The organism is Alphaproteobacteria bacterium (genome assembly GCA_040218575.1).
In the GTDB taxonomy this organism is placed as follows: Bacteria; Pseudomonadota; Alphaproteobacteria; order JAVJRE01; family JAVJRE01; genus JAVJRE01.
Window position 1 is genome coordinate 32979 of sequence record JAVJRE010000007.1, and the last position, 22654, is coordinate 55632.

Here is a 22654-nt window from a genome sequence, read left to right on the forward strand (position 1 = left end):
CGGCAGGAGGCAGGGCCGGCAAAAGACAGGGCCCACAGACGGCAGGACCGGCAGGAGGCAGGCATGGCACAGGAGCCGCGCGGCGCGGACACGGCAGGCACCACGGCGGGCGCGGGTGCGGCGGGCAAACCGGCCGGCACGGGTGCGGCAGGCACGGGCGGGGCGGGCACGGGTGGCCCCCGGCCCAACCCGGCGGCGGGCTGGAACCGCATGATGATCGCCGACGTGCATCTGGCCTTTCCGACACCGATCCTGCAGCACCACTTCGACAATACGGAAGCGCTCAACACGGCCCTGCGGCGCATCGTCCAGGAACATGAGAAGCGCAAACCCGGCAAGCAGGTGAGCCTGGTGGACGGCTGGCATTCGGAGACCGACCTGCTGGCCTGGCCGGAGCCGGAGATTCAGACTTTGCGCCAGATGATCTTCGAGGCGGTGCAGTACATGTCCAATGTGGTGTCGGACACTACCGCCAGCCCGCTCAGCTTTCCCGTGGTGGCGGCGGAGGCGTGGGCCAATGTGTCGCGGGACCGGGCCTATCACAAGGTCCACAACCACATGGGCAGCACCTGGTCGGGGGTCTATTACGTGGCCACCGGATCAAGCGACAAGTCGGCGCCCGACAGCGGCACCATCGAGTTCCTCGATCCCCGACCGAACGGCGAATCCGGCACTCTGGTCGGCGCGCCCTTCACCAGCAAGCTGAGCTTCCGGCCGCAGCCCGGCATGATGGTGATGTTCCCGAGCTGGATCTATCACTACGTCAATCCGTTCCGCGGCAAGGGCACGCGCATTTCCATCGCCTTCAACCTGAAGCTGGGGGCGCCGGAGCGGCGGGGATAGGGCGCAGGCGAGCCATGGGGGACGGACGGCAAACACTACCGAAGTACAATTAACAGGGGCGTGAACGAGGAGGCGTGGAGCATGACTGCTGGAAACGGCGATTTCAGGAACCGGCCCGGCGGCACCGTCGTCAGCCAGGACGAGCGTATTCCGGAGACCATTCGCAACATCAATCTGGGGCCGATGGTGTGGAAGCTGACCGATCCCGAATCGGAGAGCAGCCACGAGGTGGACTGGACGGTGGCGCAGACGGTTCGGGTTTGCGAGGAATACCGCAAGTTCCTGACCTTGTCGCTTCTGGGCGATGGCCGGATCACCGCGCCCAGCCGCAACATCGATATCATCTGGCACCAGCACATTCTGGACACGGAAAAATATCACGCGGACATGCAGACGGTGTTCGGCCACATGCTGCACCACTTTCCCTATCTGGGCGTGCGCGGCAGCGACGATCGGCAGGTCCTGCTGGACGCCTATGAGGACACCAAGAAGCGCTACGAGGAGCGGTTCGGTCCGGTGCCGGAAGATGTCTGGGGCATGGCGGCGCACTGCGGTGTGTCGAGCTGCTCGACACCGACCAATTGCAGCGACAACCGGCCGCTGTCAGACTGACAGGACTCTCGATTGTTTCAGCGGCTCATATGGCCCGCAGGCCACTAACGGAGCAAGCCGTGTTTCTGACCCTTGAGGAAGCCAATCGCGTCATCGGTGGCGCCATCGCCCGGGCCGAAGTGCTCAAGCTGCGGGTCAGTGTCGCGGTATGCGACGCCGGCGGCCGGCTGCTGGCGTTCCAGCGCATGGACGGCACCAAGTGGGGCAGTGTCTATGGCAGCCAGGGCAAGGCGGTTGCGTCCGCCGCCATGCAGGTGCCGAGCGGCGACATGGCGGAGCGGGCGGACCATCCGATCCTGCGTGGCATCGTCGCCGCCGAGGGCGGCCACATGATCCTTGGCCAGGGCGCCGTGCCGATCTTTCGCGAGGGCGTCTGCATCGGCGCCTGCGGCGTCGGCGGAGCCTCGTCGCAGGAGGACGAGGACTGTGCCCGCGCCGGAGTGGCGACGCTGTAGCGGCCGGTGTTCCGGCGTTTTGCCCGATACCGCGATATCCGGACCCTGAACACGGTTTCGTGAGAAGGCACCGCTTCATTATGTAGGCATTTGCTTACATTAAGATTCCTGTCACACTCCTGTCCTGAACCGCTGCGACCTGCCGCGGCATCTGCAACAGGAGAGAAGGCCATGCCCGAGTTTGTTTTCGCCTATCACGGCGGCACGCGCCCCAGCAGTCCTGAGGAGGGCGCCAAGCTGATGAAGGAGTGGCGCGCCTGGATGAGTGGCCTTGGCGATGCGGTGGTTGACCCCGGCAAGCCGGTCGGCAAGTCGCACACGGTGAGCGCCAAGGGCGTCACCAAGGACGGTGGGGCCAATCCGATTGCCGGCTTTACGGTGGTCAAGGCCGCCAGCCTGGACGCGGCGGTGGCCATGGCCAAACCCTGTCCGCACGTGAAGAACGGCGGCACAATTGAAGTGGCCGAGGCCATGGACATGGAGATGTAGGCCGCAGGCCAATCCTCAATACCTGAACCGCGGTGGAGTACGGCGCGGCCGGAGAAACCAATCCGGCCCGCCGCCGCGTGTCAGTCCGCACCGATCATGTAAGACCGGCATGCCACCGGTCATGTAAGAGCGGCATTCAGTTGCCGCACGGCGCCGAGAATATGCTCGACCAGCGGACGGGCAACTGAAAATCACCCGGCAACCGGCTGAAAGACGAAGTTGAACACATAGTCGCGCGAGCCGTGAATGCCCAGCGCCGCCGGGTCATAGTCGGCGAAGGGCCGCAGCCGGCGCTGGCCACGGTCATAGTATGAGGCGTCATAGCCGAGCGACTCGACGCGGCCGATGGCGTCGGCCAGGGGGATACCGGAATGGCCTTCCTCGATCTCGATCAGCAGGGTCGGCCGGTGCCGTTCGATGGTGGCGCGGGCGCCGTCGAGCACCTGCATCTCGCTGCCTTCCACGTCGATCTTCATGAAGCCGACCGGCCCCAGGTCCAGATCATCCAGGCGGACAGTCGCCACGTTCAATGCAAGGTGGTCGCCGCTGACTTTCTCCCGACTGAGGGAGCCACCCTGATTGGACAGCCCGCCATCGTCACGGCGCGGCACACGGAAGGTCGCTTCGCCGGCCTGATCCGACAGCGCCATGGACCACACGGTGACATTGCGCCGGGCGGTGCGGCGCAGCACGTCCAGCATTTTGGGATAGGGCTCGAAGGCGTGCACATGCGGACACAGACGCGACAGCACGAAGCTGTAGACGCCTTTGTTGGCGCCGGCGTCCACCGCACTGCGCGACGGGTCCACCAGAGAGGGCAGCAGGGCGATCTCGGCCTCGCCCTTGAGCCGCTCCTTCCAGGCGCGATAACGGATGTAGAGAGACGGCGGCACCAGGGCGTGCTTGAGTCGTTCCTCCAGCGGCGCGCGCGGCACGGCGCCAGGCGTGGGGGATTGGCCGGCGCTGTCAGGCAGAACTCTGTCCTCGGGGGAGAGGGCGGGGGAGCCGCAAGGCCGGTATAGCCAGCAAGGCCAAAGCCGACAACCCCGGTCACGGCATCCGGCAGGTCAGACGGGCGCTGACGGCACACCGCAAAGCCGGCATGATGCGCCGTTAGGGGCGTGACAGGGGGACCGTGCGTCATGGTTGAAGTTCGGGGTGAAGACGGGGCGAGCGCCATTCTGCTGCGTGGCGGATGGGTGATCACCGGCGGCGGGCCGGACGATGCGGTGATCCGCGACGGCGCGGTGCTGGTCGAAGGCGAACGGGTCGGCGCGGTCGGGCCGTGGGCCGAGCTGCGCACGCGCCATCCGGCGGCTTCGGTCATCGGCGGGCCGGACCATGCGGTGCTGCCCGGGCTGATCAACGGCCATCACCATTCCAGTGCCATCAGCGCGGTGCAGCACGGCCTGTCCGACGCCTTGCTGGAGCCGTGGTGTCTGGACCATCTGCGTATCCGCCTGACCGACGACCGGCTGGACTGTCTGCTGGCGGCGACGCGACTGTTGCAGACCGGTGTGACGGCGGCGGTGGACGTGTGGCAGGGGCCGCCCCAGTCGCCGGCGGCCTATGAGCGGGCGGCGCGGGCGAGGCTGGCTGGCTATGAGCAGGCGGGGCTTCGCGCTTTCTTTGCGCTGGGCCACAAGACCCAGAGCCGCATCGTCCATGGCGGACCGGATGCCGACGATGACTTCATCGCCGGCCTGCCGGCCAATGTGCGGCCGCACGCCCAGGCCCTGCTGCCGGCCGGGCCGATCATGGATGACGGTGACTGGCTGGACGTGGTGGACCAGTTGGCGCGCGACACGGCCGGGCATCCGCGCCTGGCCATCTGGTACGGGCCGCAGGGGCCGCAGTGGATTCACCCGGGCGTCATGGAGCGCATCGCCGAGGCGGCGGAAGCCCACGACAGCAATATCCAGACCCATGTGAATGAAAGCTGGTACGAGGCGCAGTGGGCCAGACGCCAGCACGGCGGCCGCGAGACGGTGGCATGGCTTGGCGATATCGGCGTGCTGGGGCCGCGCTTCTCGCTGGCTCACGCCACGTTCTGCAGCCCGGCGGAGATCGAGATTCTGGCGGCCACGGGTACGGCGGTGAGTCACAACCCCGGCTCCAATCTGCGTCTGCGCAACGGCGCCATGCCCTTGAACGCCATGCGCGCGGCCGGCGTGACCGTGGCCATCGGCATGGACGGCACGACCATGGACGATGATGAGGACATGTGGGCGGAGATGCGGCTGGCGGCGCGGCTGGCCCGCACCACGCGCCTGTCGGGGCCAGCGCCGGCGCCGCGCGAATTGCTGCACATGGCGACGGCGGGCGGCGCCAGGCTGGCCCGCATGGAGGACCGGCTGGGCCGGCTGGCCCCCGGTATGCTGGCCGACGTGATCACGCTGGACACGCGGCGAGTGCGATCACCGTGGGCGGCGGCGGAGGCGGACATGGCCGACCTGCTGGTGATGAAGGCGGCGGCCGGCGACGTGGATACGGTGCTGGTGGGCGGCGCGGTGGTGCTGCGCGGCGGCCTGCCCACACGCTTTGACCTCAAGGCGGCGCTGGCCGAGGCCCATGAGGTGATGGCGGCGCAGGCCCGGCCCGAGCAGGCCGAAGCCCATGTGGCGGCGGTGATGCCCTATCTGGAGAAGTTCTACCTGGGCTGGGAGGAAGAGCGATGAGGGCGCGAGGGTTGCGGGCGCTGATAGTGGCTGGCGCCGCTATGCTTATTTCCGGCGGATTGCTGGCGCAGAGCTCGGTGCTGGCGGAGTTGAAGGCGCGGATCGCCGCCGCCACCGATGCGCGGGACCTGACGGCGGCGGTCCTGACCAACCGCTCGGCCGACTGCGCCGATCATGTGACCATCGCCACCGGCCGCGCCGCGGACATACAGCGCGGTCTTACCTTCGCCGGGGCGGTCGTCATCACCGCGGACGAGGAAAGCTGCCGCCTGCTGTCCAACAATATTCCCAATCACGACTTCAACGATGCCTCGGCGCGTTTTGCCCATGGGGTGCAGGAGGTGGGGCACAGCTTCACAATCCCGCGCCGGCCAGTGGCGGCGGCCCGGCCGACGGCGCTGACCCACCGCAGCTATGACGCGGTTATGCTGAACGGCGTACCGCTGGATATCCTTTCGGCCGGTTGCTACCGACCGAATGAACGGGGCGCCGACCGCGACGGTAATGTGGCCATTGGTTGTCAGGCGGATAGCCGATGGTTGCTGGACCCGGTGGGCGTATCCCATCGCTTCGGCGCCGACCGGCACAACGCCCATACCCAGCCCGATGGCTCCTACCACTATCACGGCAATCCCATGGCCCTGTTCGACGACCATCCACCGGCGGAGGGTTCGCCGGTGATCGGTTTCGCCGCTGATGGCTTTCCGGTGTACGGAAGCTGGTTCCGCGATGAGGCGGGCGCCCTGCGCAAGGCGGTGTCGGGCTATGAACTGCGCAAGGGCGAGCGGCCGTCTTCGGCGCGCGATCCCGGCGGCTTCTATGACGGCATGTATGTGGATGATTACGAATTCACCGGCCGCGGCGACCTGGACCCGTGCAACGGCATGACAGTGAACGGCCAGTATGGCTATTACGTCACCGATGCCTATCCATGGGTGCTGAGATGCCTGGCGGGCACGGCGCACCCGTCATTTGCGAAACTACGGTGACGATAGAGGTGCTTACGGAAGTGATCGCAGACATCTTACTGTGGTTGGGCTGGTAGGCCTGACAGGGGTGGCTTCAGCGAACAGTGGCGCGACGTATCCGTTCTGTATGTGCCACAAATGAATCTGTGCCGAACCTTGGAGCCACTCCTTAAGCCGCCTTTTTGATCTCTTCCTTGCCCTTGGCCACATAGGCTTCCAGTTCTTCCCTGATGCTTTCGTCCAGGGGCGGCTGCACATAGTCCTTGAGCATCTGCTTCCAGATGGCGTTGGCCCGCTGGGTGGCGGTCAAGCCGCCGTCCTCTGACCAGTTCTCGAAGTTGCGCCAGTCGCTGACCATGGGCTCGTAAAAGGCGCTGTTGTAGCGCGCGATGGTATGCGGGCTGCCGAAGAAATGCCCGCCGGGGCCGACCCCGGCGATGGCCTCGACGCCGAGATTTTCCTCCGAGGTGTCGAACTGCTTCATGAACTCCACCTTCATCTGCAGCATTTCCGCGTCCAGAATCAGCTTCTCGAAGCTGGCGGTGAGGCCGCCCTCGAGCCAGCCGGCGGCGTGGTTGACCCAGTTGACGTGGCCAAGCACGCAGCCCCACAAACTCATTTCCGATTCATAGGCCGCCTGGGCATCGGGCGCGTTGGAGGCGGTGGTGTTGCTGGAGCGGTAGGGCAGGTTGTAGCGGCGGATAAGCTGGCCCGAGGCGATGGTGGTGCGGGCATATTCCGGCGTGCCGAAGGCCGGCGCACCGGTCCGCATGTCCACGTTGGAGGTGAACGCGCCATAGAGGCAGGGGGCGCCGGGCGCCACCGTCTGAATCAGGGCGATGCCCATGATGGCCTCTGCATTCTGCTGCACCAGGGCGCCTTCGAGGCTCACCGGGCACATGGCGCCGGACAGCGTAAAGGGCGTGAAGATCACCGCCTGGTTGTGGCGGGCGAGGGCGATCAGTCCCTGACTCATTTCCTTGTCGAGGCGCAGCGGCGAGTTCATGTTGACGACGCCGGCGGTGCTGGTGTGCTTCGCAAACGCATCCATGCTTTCACCGAAGGCGATAGCCGCCATCTCCATGGAGCGGATGGCGCCGGCGCGGCCCAGGGCCGATGCGCCGAGCGGCTTGTCCGACAGGACGATATGGTCATAGGCCATGTCGAGGCCGCGGGTTTCCGCCGGCAGGTCGTGCGGCACGAAGCCGGAACCGGCCTTGTGCAGGATGTTCAGATGCTGGGTCAGGCGGATGAAGTCCTTCGCCTCCGCATGGGTGCCGCGCCGGCGCACCGTATCCAGGGTGCTCATGAAAGCGGGACCGCCGACCGGCGTGAAGATCATGTTGCGGCCGCCGACCTTGACCGTGCGCTCGGGATTGCGCGCCCGCAGGGTCCAGGTGGGCGGGGCCAGGGCGATCTTGCTCTCGATGAAGTCCGCCTCGAAACGCACCTGGCCGGTCTCATGATTGACGTCGCAGCCGGCCTCGGCCAGCAGGCGGCAGGCTTCCGGGTCCATGACCTCGACGCCGGTCTCTTTCAGCACCCGCAGGCTGGCCCGGTGGATGTCCTCGATCTGGTCGTCGGACAGCACCCGCATGGGCTCATAGGGATTGGCGTATTGGGCCCAGGGCAACTGGCGCACGGTCAGGCCAGTCGGGCGGGCGTCCTGACGGCGGCGGCGGCCGGCGGCGGGGGTGCGGGTCATTTGGGGGGGGCTCCGAAAAATGAGGGCGACCCCCGCACCCTATAGGGACAGCGATAATGTGAGAAGAGTGTCGGTGCGGCCGGCGGCGGGCGGGTCAGGGATCCGGCCCGGGTTTGCCCCGAATCAGGGGCGGCGGCCGGCGACAACCCAGGTGGCGGCATCCAGCGCGATGCCATGGGCGGTCTGGTGGTGGCTGAAGAAATCCCGGAGATCGCTGAGCAGGGCCTGACGGACCTTTGGCGCGGCGCCGGTTTCAAGGAGAAGGCGGTTGGCCGGGCCCATGTCCATGGCGGAGTCGGCGGCCTGTTCGACGGTGGCGGCGACCACCAGCGGCTGCTCCAGGCTGTCTATGGTGATATCGGTGAAACCGGCGGCGGTCAGGAGACTCCGCAGCCGCCCACTGTGGGCGAAGGCAAAGGGGCCGGGCGCGTCGGGGTCGGGCCGCTCTGGCATGGTCAGGTGGCGCGCCACCACCTCCTGCGGCGCGCGCATCCACGGGTTGAGGCCGGCCGCCTGCCAGCAGACAAAGGCGAGGCGGCCGCCGGGTCTGAGGGCCTGCGCCAGATTGGCCATGGCCGCCGCCGGATCGTCGAAGAACATGATGCCGAAACGGGAATAGACGCGGTCGAAGGTGGCCGGCGGCAGATGATCGGTCTGCGGATCGAGGCGGCGGAAGGACACGGCGGGACGCCTGGCCGCGCGCCGCCGCGCCTCGGCCAGCATGGTCTCGGCGATGTCCACGCCCAGAGCCAGCCCGGCCGGGCCGGCGCGGTCGGCCAGGTCCAGGGTGGTGGCGCCGCAGCCGCAGCCCACGTCAAGAAGGGAGTTGCCGGGAGCAATGGCCAGCGCCGCCATGGCGGCCCGGCCGAAGGGCTGCAGGCTGGCCTCCACGTCATCGGCCATGCGCACCCACTTGGCACCGCCTTCGCCGTCCCAGAACTCACGCATGGCGGCGTTCGGGCCGGCCGGCCCGGCCGGGGGGTCGGCGGCAGGCGGCGCGGTGGCGGTTGGGGCCTGGCTCATGACACGCTCCGTTGCTGTTCACCACAAGTATGGGCCGTCAGGGCCCGCTGGCGACGCACATGTGCGTGTCAGTCATGTGAGGTGGCGGTGGCGCCGCACAGCAGGCGGCCATCGGCCACCACCCGGCGGGCTGTGTCGGGGCCGAGAAAGATCATGTCGCCCTCGATGGCGGCGGCGGCCGGCTGCAGGCAGAGAGCGGCCCGGTCGAGGCGGAAGGCCCGGTAGCCGAGGTCGGCGAGGAAGGTGAACAGAGCCTGCGGCGTGTCGCCGGCGCGGGCCAGATGGCCGGCATGGACCTCCAGCAGCAGGGTCGGGTGGAACCGGCGGAGCGTATCGGCGGCGCCGACCAGCATACGCAACTCCCAGCCCTCGATGTCGGCCTTGATGAAGTCGAGCCGGGCAAGCCGCTGGCCGTGGGCGAAGTGGTCCACGGTGGTCAGCTCGATGCTCTCTTCCAGGGTGCGGCGACCGGCCGCCTCCGGCTGCGACGAGGCAATGTGGCCGAGACCGAAGCCGATGCTGCCCGAGGCCTTGACCGGCACCGACAGCGCCAGTCGGCCCGGCGTATCGCTGCAGCCGCGGGCGTGGATGGTGACATTGGCCAGACGATGAAAGGCCAGGGTCCGGCGCAGGATGGACAGGGCATAGCGGCCGGGCTCGAAGGCGTGGACGTGGCCGTGGCGGGCGATGCGCGCGAACAGCTTGGCGAACTGGCCCGCATGGCTGCCCACATCCAGGACGATGCCATCCGGCGGGATCAGCCCGGTCAGCAGAGGGGTCAGCTCCTGATGGTATTGCTTGGCGCAGGCCTTGAAGAGGTGGGCGCACCAGGTAAGGCGGGCCCGCAGCGTAAGAGTCATGGGCGGCATGTGGCGTTCCAGGGGCTGTTCCAGCGGGCGTTCCGAAGGGACAGGGTGGACGGCGCGCCTGTGGCGCTTGTCCCGGCCGGCATCTCACCCTAGGTTCTCCGGCAGGCAGGGACCAGCCCGGTCCGGCCAGGAGATTCAGCCCAGTGGAGACCCGCCATGCTCGCCGATCCAGACATTTTCCCCAAGGTTCAGCCGCCGGGTTATGAGTGGCTGGCCGACGAGCCGGCCTTCGACGCCAGAGCCCACCTGGCGCTGGAGGCGCCGGAGCGGGTGTGGACCATGGAGGAGCTCGGCTATACCGCGGAGCAGGCCGCCTGCTACGCCTCGCCCATCGCCGTGACCACGCCGGTGCGCCTGCTGTCGCCGGCGGGCGTCAAGGCCATGCTGGGCGTGGCCGAACAGCTCAAGCCGTTCATGCGCAAGAATTCCAACAGCCGCATTCCTGCGGTGCTGCGCGGCACCATCTTCCGCTCGCGCTTCATGCGCGACTTCTGCAACGCGCCGGAGGTGACCGACTATTTCTCCGACCTGTTTCAGGTACCGCTGGCGCCGCATACCCTGCCGCACCAGCTCGGCCACATGAACTTCAACCCGGACGACGTGACCCTGCCGGTGGACAAGTGGCACCACGACATCACGGCGCTCGACTATGTGCTGATGCTGCACAATCCGCGGGCCATCCAGGGCGGCCGTTTCGAGTATTTCTTCGGCACTCGCGAGGAGGGCAAGCGCCTGCTGGAAGAGAAGGGCGAACTGCCGGCCGACCGTATCGTCTCGCCGGACTTCAAGGACGCGGGCTATGCGGTGTTCATGCAGGGCTGCGCGGTGTTCCATCACGCCTCACGGCTGGAGCAGCCGGCCTTCCGCGCCAGTCTGGTCAACAGCTATGTGTCGCGCGACGTGCGCTACACCGACGCCAACCGCACGTTCTTCGTGAAGACCGTGCCGGGCGGCCCGTTCAGCGACGAGCAGTCACTGATCGAGAAGCGCGGCCGCTATACGGACTGGGCCCGCCACAAGGCATGGACCAGTCGCGCCAAGCTCGGCACGTTGCTGGAAGAGCTGCCCTTCACGGAAGATCGCCAGCAGATCATTCAGGCCCTGAAGGATGCGGTAGCCGACGTGCATGGCGCCATCGCCATGCTGGAGGCGGGCGACCGCACGTTCGAGGAGATGCGGGAGATCCGCGACCGCGACGAAGCCAACTACTATTCCAACCCGGTGCGCCTGACCGACCGGCGTCGCCAGGCGGCGGAGTAGGGCGGCGGCCGTCAGGATAGAGCAGAAGTCAGGCTGTAGGGATTATCCGGCCTGGCCAGCAGGCCATAGAGCAGGCTGACAGCGACGATCAGGACCAGCAGGGCAAGGACGATGCGGGTATCTTCGCCGCGCATCCGTCCGCCCAGCCGGCTGCCGAACTGCGCACCAATCACGCCACCGACGATCAGCACGGCGGACAGGACAATGTCCACCGTGTGCAGGGTTGCGGCCTGCAGGAAGGTGACGTTGGCGGTGACAAAGATGACCTGGAAGAGAGAGGTGCCGACCACCATGCGGGTTGGCATGCCGATCAGATAGATCATCGCCGGGACCAGGAAGAAGCCGCCACCGACGCCCATGATCGCCGACAGAATACCGCCGGCCAGACCGAGGCCGAGTGGCGCATAAATGCTCATATAGAGGAATCGGTTGCGGGCGACCGCGCGGGCGTCGCAAGAACGCCGTAGCGCTTTCGGCAAACATCAGGCTGCCAATGGCGCCGAGCATCATCACATAAGCCAGCGATACGGCGAGGTCCGACTGACCGATGACGTGCAGGAGATGAAACAGCCATGAGCCGAGCGCAGACCCGGCGAGGCCGCCGCAGACCATCAGCCCGCCCATGCGGAAATCCACATTGCCGCGACGCCAGTGGGCGAGGGTGCCGGAGACCGATGTGCCAACCACCTGATTGGCGCTGGTAGAGACGGCGACCGCAGAGGGTACGCCAAGCAGGATGAGCAGCGGCGTGATGAGAAACCCGCCGCCGACGCCGAACACTCCGTAGAGGGCGCCTACGGAAAAGCCGAGCCCAAGCAATACGAACAGGTTTTCGGATATCTGGGCGATGGGCAGATAGATGGACATCCGGCCGACAGACGGTCAGCGACCGGCCACGCGCAGCCAGTCGGTGCGCTTGCGGATCAGTCGCAGAATAAGGAACAGAATCGTCCCGATAATGAGGAACCAGAGCCAGGCGGAGTCTTCCCGCGCCCAGGCGGCCAGACCCTGGCCTTCGCCGACCACATCGGTCATGGCCTCGATGACGGTCAGCACGACGACGATGAGAAAGGCCCCGTTCTGTTCTCGCCGCAGGGCGGTGCGCCAGCAGAACGGCAGGGCGGCCGGCCGCCAGCTGCCAAACCGCGGCCAGAAGGCGGGCAGGCGGCTGGCCCATGTTTCATAGGCCAGGCCGAAGCGGCGTGAGAGATAGGCCTCTTCCGCCAGCACGATGCGCTCGTAATAGACCAGCGCCAGCACCATCCCGAGCAAAGCGACCCACCACACTTTCACCGCCAGCAGAAAGCCGGCCAGAATCAGCAGATTGCCGAGATAGAGTGGATTGCGGACGACAGAGTAAAGTCCAGTGGTGTTGAGAGAGTCGGCGCGCTGGGCGTGAGTGTTGCGGCCGGATGTGCCCGACGGCGCATGGCCGGCGGTGGCCACACGAATGGCCAGTCCGGAGGACGCGACAGCCAGACTGAACAGATCCCATATCGTCTCAGCGGTTTCACCGAACCAGGCTTCGAACAGGCCCGACTGCGGCAGGGCGGCGACAACCGGCACCAGCAAAAGCAGCGGCAGGAAACTGCGCCAGCGAAACAGGATGGCGCCCTGGGCGGCCAGGCGATCGCGGGTCGGAGTCGGGGTCATGGTTTTCCCCTTTTCGGTCCGGCGAGCGGCCGGCGGCGGCAAACCGGGTAGCAGAGCATTCCCGTTCCGGCGCAGCTAAGGCCGATCAGCGGGCGATGTCCAGACAGCTATGGCTTGCGCGCGTCTTGGTCGACCATGGCGCAGTCAAGGGAGCCACGGGAGCGGCGCCTCTTCCGTCGACGCCGGGCCAGGGCCTAGGCTCGTCCCAGGACGACGGCCGGGGAGGGATGAGTGCGTCAGCTGCACGGGCTGGATCAGGAGCCGCCGGGGCCGGGCGCTTACACCGGCGGCCTGCGGCGACTCGGCCGCGGCCTGCTCACGCCGGGGCTGCTGTCCTTCGCCGTGCTTTACGGCGTCGAGACCTTTTCCCGTTCGCTGCTGATTACGGTGCTGCCGCTGCAGGCGCTGCGCCTGCTGGGCGACGCGCAGCAGGTCAGCGTCCTGTTTTTCGTCGCCGCACTGGGCGGCCTGACCAGCGCCCTGGTGGTGCCGCTGGTGTCACGTCACCTGCGGCGCGGCAACATGCTGATTGCGGCCATGGCCGTGCTGGCCGCCGCCTGCGCCCTGCTGGCGACGCAGACCGTCATCGGCACTGCCGCCGGCATTGTGTTGCGCATGTTCAGCGCGGCGGCGGTGGATGTGGTGCTGAGCCTCTTTGTCATGAGCCAGTTCAGCCGGCGCGACCTCAGTCGTTTCGAGCCCACACGGTTGTTTGCCTCCGCCGCCGGCTGGACGCTTGGACCGTGGCTGGGGATCGTGCTGGCCAGCACGGTGGCGGTGTGGGTGCCCTTTGCCGCCACGGCCGGGGCTGGCGCCCTGGTGATCGTCTATGCCCGCCTGCTGCGCCTGCCGGACGGTCCGGTGCGCGCCAGCCGCCGGCCGGTCAATCCGCTGCGATACGGCCGCCGCTTTTTCGTCCAGCCGCGCTTGCGACTGGCCTGGGTCCTGGCGGCGGGGCGGGCCGGATGGTGGGGTATGTTCTTTATCTACGGGCCGATTTTCGTCGTGCAGAACGGTATGCCCGAATCCACCGGCGGGTTGCTGGCGTCGGCCGGCACGGCGTTCCTGTTCATCATTCCGGCCTGGGGCTGGGTCAGCCGGCGCTATGGTCTGCGCTGGCTAATGCTGGGAGCCTATGGCGCTACCGGCATCCTGACACCGCTGGCGGCGCTGGCCACCGGCTGGCCGTCTCTGGTGGTGGTCCTGCTGATCATGGCGGCCTTTGCAGCCATCGCCATCGACGCCGCCGGCAATGTGCTGTTCCTGCGCGCGGTCCACCCCCATGAGCGGACCGAGATGGCGGCGGTCTTCGGCACCTACCGGGATCTTTCGCAACTGGGCCCGCCGGGGTTGTTCGCGCTGGTCCTGCGGTTCCTGCCGTTGCCGGCCGTGTTTGTTATCGCCGGCGGCTGGATGGTGGGGCTGGCCCTGCTGTGCCGGCACATTCCGCGACGCATGTAGAACCGGCCGTTGCACCAGGCGTCGCATCGGGACCGGACGCCGCCGCGAAGCCCAGGAAATCCGGCGGAGAACCGGCGCGGAGTCGGCTAACAAATCGGCGCAAATTGAGAGTTTCACCATTCCTTAACCGCGCCGGTCGCTGACTCACAGTTCAGTCTGCGACCCGGGAACCGTGTGGAATGGCCGAGTTGACGATGTCCGGCGGACCGTCCGGGCCAGCGCCGTCTGGCCCGGCGCCCCATGACGCGCTGACCAGGCAAGAGGCACTGGTTGCGCGCATAGCGTTGCTGAACAAGTCGCCGGCGGCGTTCATCGCGCACCTAGTGGTCGGCGTCGTGATGGCGATTGCCGTGCTGGTGAGCGAAACGGTCGTCGCCGACTGGATCGTCGGCGGTTGGCTTGGCGCCCTGTTGGCCATCAACCTCGCACGATTCCTCTACTGGCGGGCCTGTCGCGACAAGGCGATCTATCGCCGCCATCCCAATCGTCACGGCTGGTATTACTCCCTCGGCACCGGCGCGGCCGGCGCGCTGTGGGGGGTGGCCGGATTCACCGTTGCCATCATCCACGATCTGCACCTGGTTGCCCTGTTGGGGGTTGCGGTCGCCGGTCTGTCGGCCGGCGCCGTGGCTACCACATCCACGTTCCGGCCAGCCTTTCTCGCTTTCCTGCTGCCGGCGACACTGCCGTTTGCCGCCGGCGTTCTGTGGAACGGGGGGCATGTTTCCGAGTGGGGGCTCGGCGTCGTCGTCGTGTTGTTCGCGCTGCTGCTGACGGCGATTTCACGGCACCTGGGAGACAGCATCTATCGCACCCTCAGCCTGCAGATCGCCAATGGGCGGCTGGCCCGCCACCTGACCCAGGCGCGGGATTCGGCGGAGCAGGCCAGCCAGGCAAAAAGCGAGTTCCTGGCCAATATGAGCCACGAGCTGCGCACACCGCTGAACGCCATCCTGGGATTCTCGGAGATCATCCAGCAAGACCTGATGGCGGCCCGGCCTGGTGGCTATCGCGACTATGGCCGCTACATCCACGAAAGCGGCAGTCACCTGCTGGCCATCATCAATTCCATACTGGACCTGTCCAAGGCCGATGCCGGCCGGCTGGAGTTGGACGAGTCCCTGATTGAACCGGCCGCCATGGTGGAGGGGGCGCTGCAAATGGTGCGCGAACAGGCGGTCGCCCGTGGTCTGAGCCTGACCAGTGACATGACGGAGGATCTTCCCCTGTTCCAGGCAGACCTTCTCAAGCTGCGTCAGATTCTGCTGAACCTGCTGTCCAACGCCATCAAGTTTACCGAGCCCGGTGGCGCCATCGCCGTACGGGCGTGGCTGGAAGATACCCGCGGCATCGCCTTGCAGGTGGCGGACAACGGCATCGGCATGTCGCCGGCGGATGTACCCAACGCCCTTGAGTCCTTCGTTCAGCTAGAAAGCAAGATGCACGGCCGGCGCGGCGGCACGGGCCTTGGCCTGCCCCTGACCAAGCGTCTCGTGGAGCTGCATGGCGGCCGTTTGGAGATTGATTCAGCGCCGGGTGTGGGGACCACCGCCACGGCGTATTTCCCGCCGCGCCGCACGGTGGCACGTCACAGCGAGACCGCCGCCGCCTGAATCGGTGCCGGCGCCAGCGTTTACAGGTCTGGTTGGCCTGGTTGGAGTCCGCTTACGGCTGTGGAACAATAGCCCGGTCATCCACCGACCGGAGCCCGGCATCATGGCGCAAAGCTTTCTGCACCACACGGCGCGCGACACCGCCATACCCGACCAGCGCACCGAATGGGAGCCGAGCCCGCGACGTGTCCGCGTCATGTTCAATGGCAAGATCATCGCCGATTCGCGCCGCATGTATCTGATGCGTCAGCACGGCTTTCTGGTGGTCTACTACATACCCAAGGAAGATGTTGACCAGTCGGTACTGGAATCGAGCAACCACACCACGGAGTCGCCCTACAAAGGGCGCGCGGAATACTGGAATGTGCGGGTCGGCGACCGCGTCGCTGAAGCCGCCGCCTGGCACTATCCGTCGCCGAAGCCGGGCTCGCCGGACACCTCTGCCTATATGAGCTTTGACTGGCATTCCATGGATGCCTGGTTCGAGGAAGACGAGCAGGCCTTTGTTCATGCGCGCGACCCTTATCTGCGCTGCGAAACACTCAATAGCTCGCGGCACCTGGTGGTCAAGCTGGATGGCACGGTCGTGGCCGAGACGCGGCGGCCGCTGATCCTGCTGGAGACCGGTCTGGTGTCGCGCTACTACGTTCCCAAAACCGACATCCGGCTCGACTGGTGCGAGCCGAGCGACACATTCACCCTGTGCCCCTACAAGGGACGGGCCCGCTATATGCACATGCGGGTCAACGGCAAGCTGCATACGGACGCGGTGTGGCTGTATGACTATCCGCTACCGGACATCTGCAAGGTGCAGGGCCGGGTCTCGTTCTGGAACGAACGGGCCGAACTCATCCTCGACGGTGAAAAAGTGACGCGGCCGGAATCCCACCAGCCGGTTGATGGTTCAGAACTGCTGCACCCCAACCGCATGTTCTGGATGGTGCCCCCGCCGGCGACCATGAAAGGCACGCCGCTGGACAAGCTGCAACGGACGACGGCGTTGCCAAATGGCCGGGTGGAAGGACCGCCGGCCGGAGTCATGAACATGGCGACCGAGCGGGCCGGCGGGCGTTTCATTCAGTCGATTGTCGCGCCGCCGGGCTGAGACAGCCAGGCGCCGGATCAAGCGCCGGCCATGAAGCGTTCCGCCCAGTCCCGGTTGGTGCGGTCAGCCAGCCTGGCGGTGGGGGCGGCAATACGGTGTGCGACGGACGGATCCAGTTCCAGCCGCTGCAGAATATCCGCCAGCACGCCGGTCGGTTCGGCCGAAAGCGCGTGATAGGTGATACGCACAGGCTCTATCTTTTCGCGGGCGAACCAGGCTTGCCACGCTTCGTCCAGCGCAGTGAGCTCCGCCATGTGTCCGGCGATCTCATCCCGGGCATAGACCGGGTCCCGCGGTTGAGCGAGACGTTCCAGTTCGGTTCCGTCGGGCGCCCGGTGCCACAAGCCTGTCTGCTGGGCCATGGCCAGAGAGATGGCCTGGTCGAGCTTGTTGTGGCGCGTCAGGTAGATGAATAGCGTGTCGCCGAAGGCCGCACGAATTCGCGCCTGATCTGTAGCCCGCCCCGGATAGAGCACGTCCAGTTGCTGCATGAAGAACGCAAAGCTGTGCCTCTGCAATCGCAGGCCAAACATGCCTGTGCCGGCGGTGCCGCACACACGGGCGGCGTCGAAGATGGCGCGCAGGGCAGCGCGGTCGGTGGCGTAGGAACAGGCCGACAGATCGAACCTGGCCAACCAGTCGGCAATCGACGGCGTGTGAAAATAGCTGGCGGGGTTGCCGGATGTTCCCGTCGCCGCCAGAAGCCCGCACAGCAATGTGCTGCCGCTGCGCGGGCTGGTGCAGATAATGTAGGACTGAAACTTCGCCATGGCTCCCAGAGGCCGGCTACGCCGCCTTGCGGTCGTGGTCGGGAAGCATGTCATAGGGGTGCTTGCAGCCGGGCTGGGCAAGCATCCGCTCGGTCCACGCCTTGAGGCGGGGCCAGCGGTCGTGCTCCAGACCGCCTTCCGGCGCGGTCATCACATTGGGGAAGCAGGCAATGTCGCAGATGGTGGGCTGCTGGCCGAGGATGAAATCATTGCCGGCGGCAAAGTGGTCGTCCAGCGTGGTCAGGGCCTTTTCCGCGCGTGGCCGGATATAGTCCAGCAGATCCTTGCCGCCGGTGCCGGTCTTGCCGAAGAAGCGGATCTGGTTGACGTCCTTGAAGCGGTCGCCGTTCCATTCCAGCCACTCGGAGACACGTTGCTCGGCGGCCTCGTCCTTTGGACCGAAGGCGCCAGTCACCCTGGCCAGGTAGCGCAGGATGGTGTTGGACTGCACCAGCACGCGGCGGTCATGGGTCAGGGTCGGCACTTCGCCCCAGCGGCTGAGGGTTTTCCACTCGGCATTGGTGTCGCGATAGGCGCGATCCACCTGAACATAGTCGAAGGGCTGACCAGACATGGAGAGCATCAGGGCGACCTTGGCCGCGGGCATGGACAAGTGAAAGCCGTAAAGAGTGAAATGGCCATGAGAGGCGGGCATGACGGGCTCCTGCTGAGGTGGTTTTGCCGCAGTATACGCCATGAAGGGCAAATTGGGGCGGGGCCAAACGGGCGTCTTGTGAGGTCAGCCGGAGGACGGCATGGCAGAGGAAAATACCCTGAGCCTGACCCTGCAGCGGATCATCGCGGCGCCCCGTGCGCTTGTCTTTCGCCTGTGGACCGACGGCGACCATGTGCGGCGCTGGTGCGCGCCGAGTGGCTTTGCGGTGGTCGAGGGCAGCGCGGATCTGCGGCCGGGCGGCGAATGGGCGACCACGCTCCGTGATCCGACGGGCAGGGAGTGGCGCCTGCGCGGCGCCTATCGTGAGGTGGTGCCGGGCCAGCGGCTGGTATTCAGCCACGCCTGGGTGGAAGAAACCGGCGCGGTCGGTCCGGCGACGGTGGTGACCATCGAACTGACGGACGAGGCCGGCGGCCGGACCCGTCTGGTCCTGCGCCAGGCACCGTTTGCCAGCGTCGAGTCCCGTGACGGCCACGCCGGCGGGTGGGGCGAGACCCTGGACAGTCTGGCCGCCTATGTGGCGAAGCTGGACACCGGGCAGGCGCCGACCCTGCACTAAGACCGGCCGGCAAGACGACTGGCGGGCGGCCGCCCCTTGTCTGACCGGCCCGGTGACTGGTCGGGATGAGCCGGCCGGGGTAAACTCAACCACCCGTCGCCGGCAGTCCCCGACTGGCGCCACCAGATCATCGTGACCCGCCCATGAGCCAGTCCGGCTTCGGCCTTATCCTGCGCACGTTCGAGAACCGCAACTTCGCGATCTACTCCGCTGGTTCGGGCTTTTCGCTGATCGGTAAGTGGATGCAGCGCATCGCCATCGGCTGGCTGGCGTGGGAGCTGACCGGCGAGGCCTTTGCGGTGGGCATCATCGCCGCGGCGGACATGTTTCCCACCTTCATCATGAGCCCGATTTCCGGCGCCTTCGCCGACCGGCTGGACCGTCGTCGGATGCTGTTCTGGATTCAGTTTCTCTCCATGCTGCAGGCTATCGCGCTGGCCGTATTGTGGTTCGCCGGCCTGGTCACCTTCGAGATTCTGGTGGGGCTGACCGTGCTTCTGGGCATTCTGACCGGCGCCAACCACCCGGTGCGCATGGCCATGCTGCCGAGCCTGGTCAAGAACGAGGACCTGCCGGCGGCGGTGGCGATCACCTCGGTCATTTTTGTGGCCATGACCCTGCTGGGGCCGGCGATCGGCGCGGCCGTGTTCCACACATTCGGGATCGGCGTGGCCTTCATCGTCAATGTGCTGGGATTCCTGGCGATTCTGGTTTCGGTCATGATGTTGCGCCTGCCGCCGCAAATGCGGGCCGAGCCACACAAGCGCGGCTTCATCGGCTCTGTGGCGGAGGGCATCGGCTATGTGGCGCGCCATGCGGGATTGCGCGCGATCATCATGATCACGCTCACCACCTCCTTCTTTGCCTGGCCGGTGCGCGAACTGTTGCCGGCGATCAGCGACCTCATGTTTGATCGCGGCCTCAACGGGCTCACCCTGCTGCTGGTAGCCAATGGCCTCGGCGCAGTGGCGGCGGGTCTGTGGCTGGCGCAGCGCGGCAAGGGCAGTCAGGGCATGGTCCGCCTGCAGTTGTCGGGCATTCTCGCCATGGTGGCGGCGCTGGCCGTGTTCGCCATAACCCGGCAGTTCGCGGTGGGCCTCGCCGCCATGGTGCTGCTGGGCGGCGGCATGGCGATTGCTGGCACGTCGGGCCAGACCATGACTCAGATGAGCGTCGATCCCACCAAACGCGGCCGGGTGTTCAGCCTGCACTCCATGATCATCGGTGTGGGCCCGGCTTTCGGCGGGCTGCTGGTGGGCGCCCTGACCGACCGCTATGGGGTGACCGCACCATTGCTGGTGGGGGCCGGCCTGACCGGTGTGGTGTGGCTGTGGGCGGTGAGCCAGGCCGCGGCCATGCGCACCAGTCTGGAACATGCGGCGCCACGGTCGGAGCAGGCGACCGGACCGGCAGGGGACGCGCTCAAGGCGGCGGAATAGCCAGAGCGCCCGCACGGACGCCGCCACATGTGCTAACATCATCCAGTATCCTATTGAAAACCGGCAACAATCAGTCATGACTACTGCGGCGGAACCAAAGCGTATCCTGCTTATCGTCCATCAGGAGCAGTCCAATCCGGGGCGGCTGGGCGACGCACTCAAGGCGCGCGGTTTCGTGCTGGATCGCCGGGCGCCAACCCTGGGCGACCGACTGCCGGACAGTCTGGACGACTATGCCGGATCGGTGGTGTTCGGCGGGCCGATGAGCGCCAATGATGACCGGATGGAACCGGGCTTGCGCGCTGAATACCAGTGGTTTGAGACCATGCTGCAGGCGGAGAAGCCGTTTATCGGCGTGTGCCTGGGCGCGCAGATGCTGGCCCGCACGCTGGGCCGCACGGTGGCGGCGCATCCCGACGGCGCGGTGGAAATCGGCTATAGCGAAATCTTCGCGACGGATGAAGGACGGGACCTGTTTCCCCGCTCCATGCACGTCTACCAGTTCCACCGGGAGGGGCTGGACCTGCCGGCCGGCGCCGTGCGCCTGGCCACCAACCAGGCCTATCCCAACCAGGCCTATCGCTATGACCATTTCGCCTGGGGCATTCAGTTCCACCCGGAAGTGACCTTTGCCATGATGCAGCGCTGGTCGTCCTTCGCCCGCATGATGCCGCCTTTGCCGGGTTTGCAACCGGCCGACGAGACCCTGGCAAGCCATGCCCGGCACGACCCGGCTCTTGGTCACTGGCTGGAGGGATTTCTCGACCGCGTTTTCCCGGCGACGGCCGGCCGCAAAGCCACGCGCGACGCGGCGGAATAGGCTTGGAGCGCCGAACGCTCGCGGTTGCCCGGATCGCTGTGCCCTGATTGGCTCGCGGTCGCGATGGGCGGAGCAAGCCGGCGCCACATGCGCCGGTCAGCCCCTAACCCCTGAGAAAAGCGGCAACATCTGCGGCGACCCGGGTGCCTGACAGGTTGGCGCCGCCGCAGGTCATCGCATAGGTGCCGGCCAGGGCTTCGCCGGCCAGGAACAGCGGACTGTCGATGGGTTCCGCCAGCTTGGCGCGCGCACCGTGCCGGCCCGGCCGTTCGGAGGCGTAGGAGCCGCGCACCCAGGGGTCGTTCGCCCAGTTGGTGAAACCGCCCTTTATGAAGTGTCTGTCCACCGCTCCACCGAAGATCTTGCGCAGTTCGCCCAGCGCAAAATCGACTACAGCATCATCGCCCCGGGCCGACATCTCCCAGCCAAAGGCACCGCCGACAATGCCGATCATCAGGTTCGTGTCGAATGGCCATGTCAGGAAGAAACAGGCCCGCGCCGGCAATTCCTCGGGAAGCTTGTAGGCCAGCCACTGGTTGGGCTTCAGCCCGAAGCGCTTGCCATCGAACAGCAGGGGCACCTTGGCGAACAGCCCCATGGGCAGGCCCTCGATGCCGGCCAGGGTGGCCAGCGGCAGGCCGGGCGTAAAACGGATGGTCTCGGCCGCCAGCACACCGGTCGAGACGGTCAGGATGCAGGCCCGTGCCGTCAGCCTACCCGCCGCGCTTGTGATCCGCACACCCGGCCCGCTGTGATCGATCGCGGTCACCGGCGCATTGAGCGTCACCGGCAGGCCCTGGCCGTACTGTGTCACCAGGGTGCCGAAACCCTCGCGGATTTCCAGGTTCGGCTTGGTCTCCGCGAGCGACCACCGGTCGACGGGCGAGAGATCGGCGAAATCCTTGCCCATGCTCATGGGCCCCAGCCAGGTCTGGCTGTTGGCGCCCCAGTCCATGTGTGCGGGCACGACTTCGGAAGCGGGGACGTCGAGACCGTTGCGGCCGGCGTCTGACAGGCCGCCCCGGGTCGCGCGCCAGGCGCGGCTGTAGGCCGACCATTCCTCGCTGTTGGGCTCGCGCTTGCCCACGAACATCGCCTCGTCGGCGCCGTCGTGGCTTTCCAGGGTGTAGCCCCACTCGCGGGCCATGGCGGTGTAGGGATTGACATCGGACGAGTGCAGCCAGGAACAGCCGCGGTCGAAAGGCAGGCCGAAGGTGGTGGTGTCGGTGTGGGCGCGGCCGCCGATGCGGCCGGCGGCCTCGACGATGGCGACCGAATGTCCTGCGGCAATCAGCGAATGTGCTGCGGCAAGCCCGGCCGATCCCGCGCCGACGATAGCGACATCCACATCGCCGCTGGCCGCCCGCACGACCGCCGGCGCCATCAGCGTGGCGCCGGCGGCGGCCAGAAACCCTCTGCGACTCCAACCCTTCGTCATGACCGGACAACCCTTGTTGCACTGTGGCCGCCATGGCGCAGCGGAAGCCGATTGTGAGCCCGCATTCCGCTCCAGACCACAGCCGATTTCACGGAAACCACCCCACGGCTCCACCGCGATGAGCGGGGCTTGCCGGCGACCGGCCGCACGGCCGCCGGACTTCCATAGGGGAGCCAGACCGGCCAGTATGGTTCTCGTGCGTCGCAGGCGGGGGAATA

At 66.8% G+C, this 22654-nt stretch carries 21 protein-coding genes and 1 pseudogene; 13 read left to right on the forward strand and 9 right to left on the reverse strand.

Translation table 11 applies throughout. The features are described 5' to 3' along the window. The first annotated feature begins 63 nt into the window (after window positions 1-63). The 4 genes from RIE31_09605 to RIE31_09620 all read left to right on the forward strand — a co-directional run bounded on the left by RIE31_09605 (window position 64) and on the right by RIE31_09620 (window position 2399). On the forward strand, window positions 64-843 hold the full coding sequence (locus RIE31_09605) for a TIGR02466 family protein (protein ID MEQ8640842.1): 780 nt from the start codon (window positions 64-66) through the stop codon (window positions 841-843). A gap of 81 nt (window positions 844-924) precedes the next feature. Then, a complete protein-coding gene (locus RIE31_09610; GenBank protein ID MEQ8640843.1) occupies window positions 925-1455 on the forward strand; it encodes a hypothetical protein in 531 nt (176 codons plus the stop codon). Window positions 1456-1514: 59 nt separating this feature from the next. Beyond that, complete coding sequence (locus RIE31_09615) at window positions 1515-1910, forward strand: heme-binding protein (protein MEQ8640844.1); 396 nt, start codon at window positions 1515-1517, stop codon at window positions 1908-1910. Between the two features lie 171 nt (window positions 1911-2081). After that, complete coding sequence (locus RIE31_09620) at window positions 2082-2399, forward strand: YciI family protein (GenBank protein ID MEQ8640845.1); 318 nt, start codon at window positions 2082-2084, stop codon at window positions 2397-2399. A gap of 191 nt (window positions 2400-2590) precedes the next feature. On the opposite strand, the gene RIE31_09625 is transcribed toward RIE31_09620, so the two are convergent. Continuing rightward, window positions 2591-3334 (reverse strand): FkbM family methyltransferase, encoded by a 744-nt coding sequence (locus RIE31_09625; GenBank protein ID MEQ8640846.1) that lies wholly within the window; start codon window positions 3332-3334, stop codon window positions 2591-2593. Between the two features lie 207 nt (window positions 3335-3541). Here RIE31_09625 and RIE31_09630 point away from each other — a divergent pair, with 207 nt between their 5' ends. Both RIE31_09630 and RIE31_09635 read left to right on the forward strand, forming a co-directional pair. Beyond that, window positions 3542-5077 carry an amidohydrolase family protein gene (locus tag RIE31_09630; GenBank protein MEQ8640847.1) on the forward strand — a complete coding sequence of 512 codons (1536 nt, stop codon included), beginning with the start codon at window positions 3542-3544 and terminating at the stop codon, window positions 5075-5077. Between the two features lie 26 nt (window positions 5078-5103). Beyond that, window positions 5104-6066 (forward strand): YHYH protein, encoded by a 963-nt coding sequence (locus RIE31_09635; GenBank protein ID MEQ8640848.1) that lies wholly within the window; start codon window positions 5104-5106, stop codon window positions 6064-6066. Window positions 6067-6214: 148 nt separating this feature from the next. Here the strand turns inward: RIE31_09635 and RIE31_09640 are convergent, their stop codons facing one another. The 3 genes from RIE31_09640 to RIE31_09650 form a co-directional block, all read right to left on the reverse strand. Further along, on the reverse strand, window positions 6215-7750 hold the full coding sequence (locus RIE31_09640; protein MEQ8640849.1) for a trimethylamine methyltransferase family protein: 1536 nt from the start codon (window positions 7748-7750) through the stop codon (window positions 6215-6217). A 123-nt stretch (window positions 7751-7873) separates the two neighbouring features. Further along, window positions 7874-8773, reverse strand: coding sequence for a methyltransferase domain-containing protein (locus tag RIE31_09645; protein MEQ8640850.1), 900 nt, complete (start codon window positions 8771-8773; stop codon window positions 7874-7876). A gap of 68 nt (window positions 8774-8841) precedes the next feature. Then, entirely contained in the window at window positions 8842-9633 is a 792-nt protein-coding gene (locus tag RIE31_09650; protein ID MEQ8640851.1) for an FkbM family methyltransferase, read from the reverse strand. Between the two features lie 165 nt (window positions 9634-9798). Here RIE31_09650 and RIE31_09655 point away from each other — a divergent pair, with 165 nt between their 5' ends. Continuing rightward, a complete protein-coding gene (locus RIE31_09655; protein MEQ8640852.1) occupies window positions 9799-10902 on the forward strand; it encodes a hypothetical protein in 1104 nt (367 codons plus the stop codon). Between the two features lie 11 nt (window positions 10903-10913). Here RIE31_09655 and RIE31_09660 read toward each other — a convergent pair. Then, a pseudogene (locus RIE31_09660) lies at window positions 10914-11769 on the reverse strand (sulfite exporter TauE/SafE family protein). Window positions 11770-11784: 15 nt separating this feature from the next. Then, window positions 11785-12555, reverse strand: coding sequence for an isoprenylcysteine carboxylmethyltransferase family protein (locus RIE31_09665; protein ID MEQ8640853.1), 771 nt, complete (start codon window positions 12553-12555; stop codon window positions 11785-11787). A gap of 231 nt (window positions 12556-12786) precedes the next feature. Here RIE31_09665 and RIE31_09670 point away from each other — a divergent pair, with 231 nt between their 5' ends. The 3 genes from RIE31_09670 (at window position 12787) to RIE31_09680 (ending at window position 16734) form a co-directional block, all read left to right on the forward strand. Continuing rightward, a complete protein-coding gene (locus tag RIE31_09670; protein ID MEQ8640854.1) occupies window positions 12787-14016 on the forward strand; it encodes an MFS transporter in 1230 nt (409 codons plus the stop codon). Window positions 14017-14195: 179 nt separating this feature from the next. Further along, complete coding sequence (locus RIE31_09675) at window positions 14196-15629, forward strand: ATP-binding protein (protein MEQ8640855.1); 1434 nt, start codon at window positions 14196-14198, stop codon at window positions 15627-15629. A gap of 103 nt (window positions 15630-15732) precedes the next feature. Next, window positions 15733-16734 carry a DUF427 domain-containing protein gene (locus RIE31_09680; protein ID MEQ8640856.1) on the forward strand — a complete coding sequence of 334 codons (1002 nt, stop codon included), beginning with the start codon at window positions 15733-15735 and terminating at the stop codon, window positions 16732-16734. Between the two features lie 17 nt (window positions 16735-16751). Here RIE31_09680 and RIE31_09685 read toward each other — a convergent pair whose 3' ends face one another. Next, a complete protein-coding gene (locus RIE31_09685; GenBank protein MEQ8640857.1) occupies window positions 16752-17504 on the reverse strand; it encodes a Stf0 family sulfotransferase in 753 nt (250 codons plus the stop codon). A gap of 16 nt (window positions 17505-17520) precedes the next feature. Next, window positions 17521-18159, reverse strand: a complete 639-nt coding sequence (locus tag RIE31_09690) for a glutathione S-transferase family protein (GenBank protein ID MEQ8640858.1) — start codon at window positions 18157-18159, stop codon at window positions 17521-17523. Between the two features lie 100 nt (window positions 18160-18259). Between RIE31_09690 and RIE31_09695 the strand changes: the two genes are divergently transcribed. From RIE31_09695 to RIE31_09705, 3 genes are all read left to right on the forward strand, one after another. Further along, window positions 18260-18739: an SRPBCC domain-containing protein gene (locus RIE31_09695; protein MEQ8640859.1), complete on the forward strand. Its 480-nt coding sequence runs from the start codon at window positions 18260-18262 to the stop codon at window positions 18737-18739. A gap of 143 nt (window positions 18740-18882) precedes the next feature. Beyond that, window positions 18883-20178: an MFS transporter gene (locus RIE31_09700; protein ID MEQ8640860.1), complete on the forward strand. Its 1296-nt coding sequence runs from the start codon at window positions 18883-18885 to the stop codon at window positions 20176-20178. 76 nt (window positions 20179-20254) lie between these two features. Next, window positions 20255-20998 (forward strand): hypothetical protein, encoded by a 744-nt coding sequence (locus RIE31_09705; GenBank protein MEQ8640861.1) that lies wholly within the window; start codon window positions 20255-20257, stop codon window positions 20996-20998. A 103-nt stretch (window positions 20999-21101) separates the two neighbouring features. Here RIE31_09705 and RIE31_09710 read toward each other — a convergent pair whose 3' ends face one another. After that, window positions 21102-22436 carry an NAD(P)/FAD-dependent oxidoreductase gene (locus RIE31_09710; GenBank protein MEQ8640862.1) on the reverse strand — a complete coding sequence of 445 codons (1335 nt, stop codon included), beginning with the start codon at window positions 22434-22436 and terminating at the stop codon, window positions 21102-21104. Between the last annotated feature and the right edge of the window lie 218 nt (window positions 22437-22654).

Excerpts from the sequence above, each read along its gene's own strand:
- RIE31_09695 (MEQ8640859.1), top strand. The coding sequence starts at position 18,260 with ATGGCAGAGGAAAATACCCTGAGCCTGACCCTGCAGCGGATCATCGCG.
- RIE31_09710 (MEQ8640862.1), bottom strand. The coding sequence starts at position 22,436 with ATGACGAAGGGTTGGAGTCGCAGAGGGTTTCTGGCCGCCGCCGGCGCC.
- RIE31_09705 (MEQ8640861.1), top strand. The coding sequence starts at position 20,255 with ATGACTACTGCGGCGGAACCAAAGCGTATCCTGCTTATCGTCCATCAG.
- RIE31_09650 (MEQ8640851.1), bottom strand. The coding sequence starts at position 9,633 with ATGACTCTTACGCTGCGGGCCCGCCTTACCTGGTGCGCCCACCTCTTC.
- RIE31_09680 (MEQ8640856.1), top strand. The coding sequence starts at position 15,733 with ATGGCGCAAAGCTTTCTGCACCACACGGCGCGCGACACCGCCATACCC.
- RIE31_09675 (MEQ8640855.1), top strand. The coding sequence starts at position 14,196 with ATGGCCGAGTTGACGATGTCCGGCGGACCGTCCGGGCCAGCGCCGTCT.
- RIE31_09700 (MEQ8640860.1), top strand. The coding sequence starts at position 18,883 with ATGAGCCAGTCCGGCTTCGGCCTTATCCTGCGCACGTTCGAGAACCGC.
- RIE31_09640 (MEQ8640849.1), bottom strand. The coding sequence starts at position 7,750 with ATGACCCGCACCCCCGCCGCCGGCCGCCGCCGCCGTCAGGACGCCCGC.
- RIE31_09620 (MEQ8640845.1), top strand. The coding sequence starts at position 2,082 with ATGCCCGAGTTTGTTTTCGCCTATCACGGCGGCACGCGCCCCAGCAGT.
- RIE31_09605 (MEQ8640842.1), top strand. The coding sequence starts at position 64 with ATGGCACAGGAGCCGCGCGGCGCGGACACGGCAGGCACCACGGCGGGC.
- RIE31_09655 (MEQ8640852.1), top strand. The coding sequence starts at position 9,799 with ATGCTCGCCGATCCAGACATTTTCCCCAAGGTTCAGCCGCCGGGTTAT.
- RIE31_09665 (MEQ8640853.1), bottom strand. The coding sequence starts at position 12,555 with ATGACCCCGACTCCGACCCGCGATCGCCTGGCCGCCCAGGGCGCCATC.
- RIE31_09690 (MEQ8640858.1), bottom strand. The coding sequence starts at position 18,159 with ATGCCCGCCTCTCATGGCCATTTCACTCTTTACGGCTTTCACTTGTCC.
- RIE31_09645 (MEQ8640850.1), bottom strand. The coding sequence starts at position 8,773 with ATGAGCCAGGCCCCAACCGCCACCGCGCCGCCTGCCGCCGACCCCCCG.
- RIE31_09685 (MEQ8640857.1), bottom strand. The coding sequence starts at position 17,504 with ATGGCGAAGTTTCAGTCCTACATTATCTGCACCAGCCCGCGCAGCGGC.
- RIE31_09630 (MEQ8640847.1), top strand. The coding sequence starts at position 3,542 with ATGGTTGAAGTTCGGGGTGAAGACGGGGCGAGCGCCATTCTGCTGCGT.
- RIE31_09610 (MEQ8640843.1), top strand. The coding sequence starts at position 925 with ATGACTGCTGGAAACGGCGATTTCAGGAACCGGCCCGGCGGCACCGTC.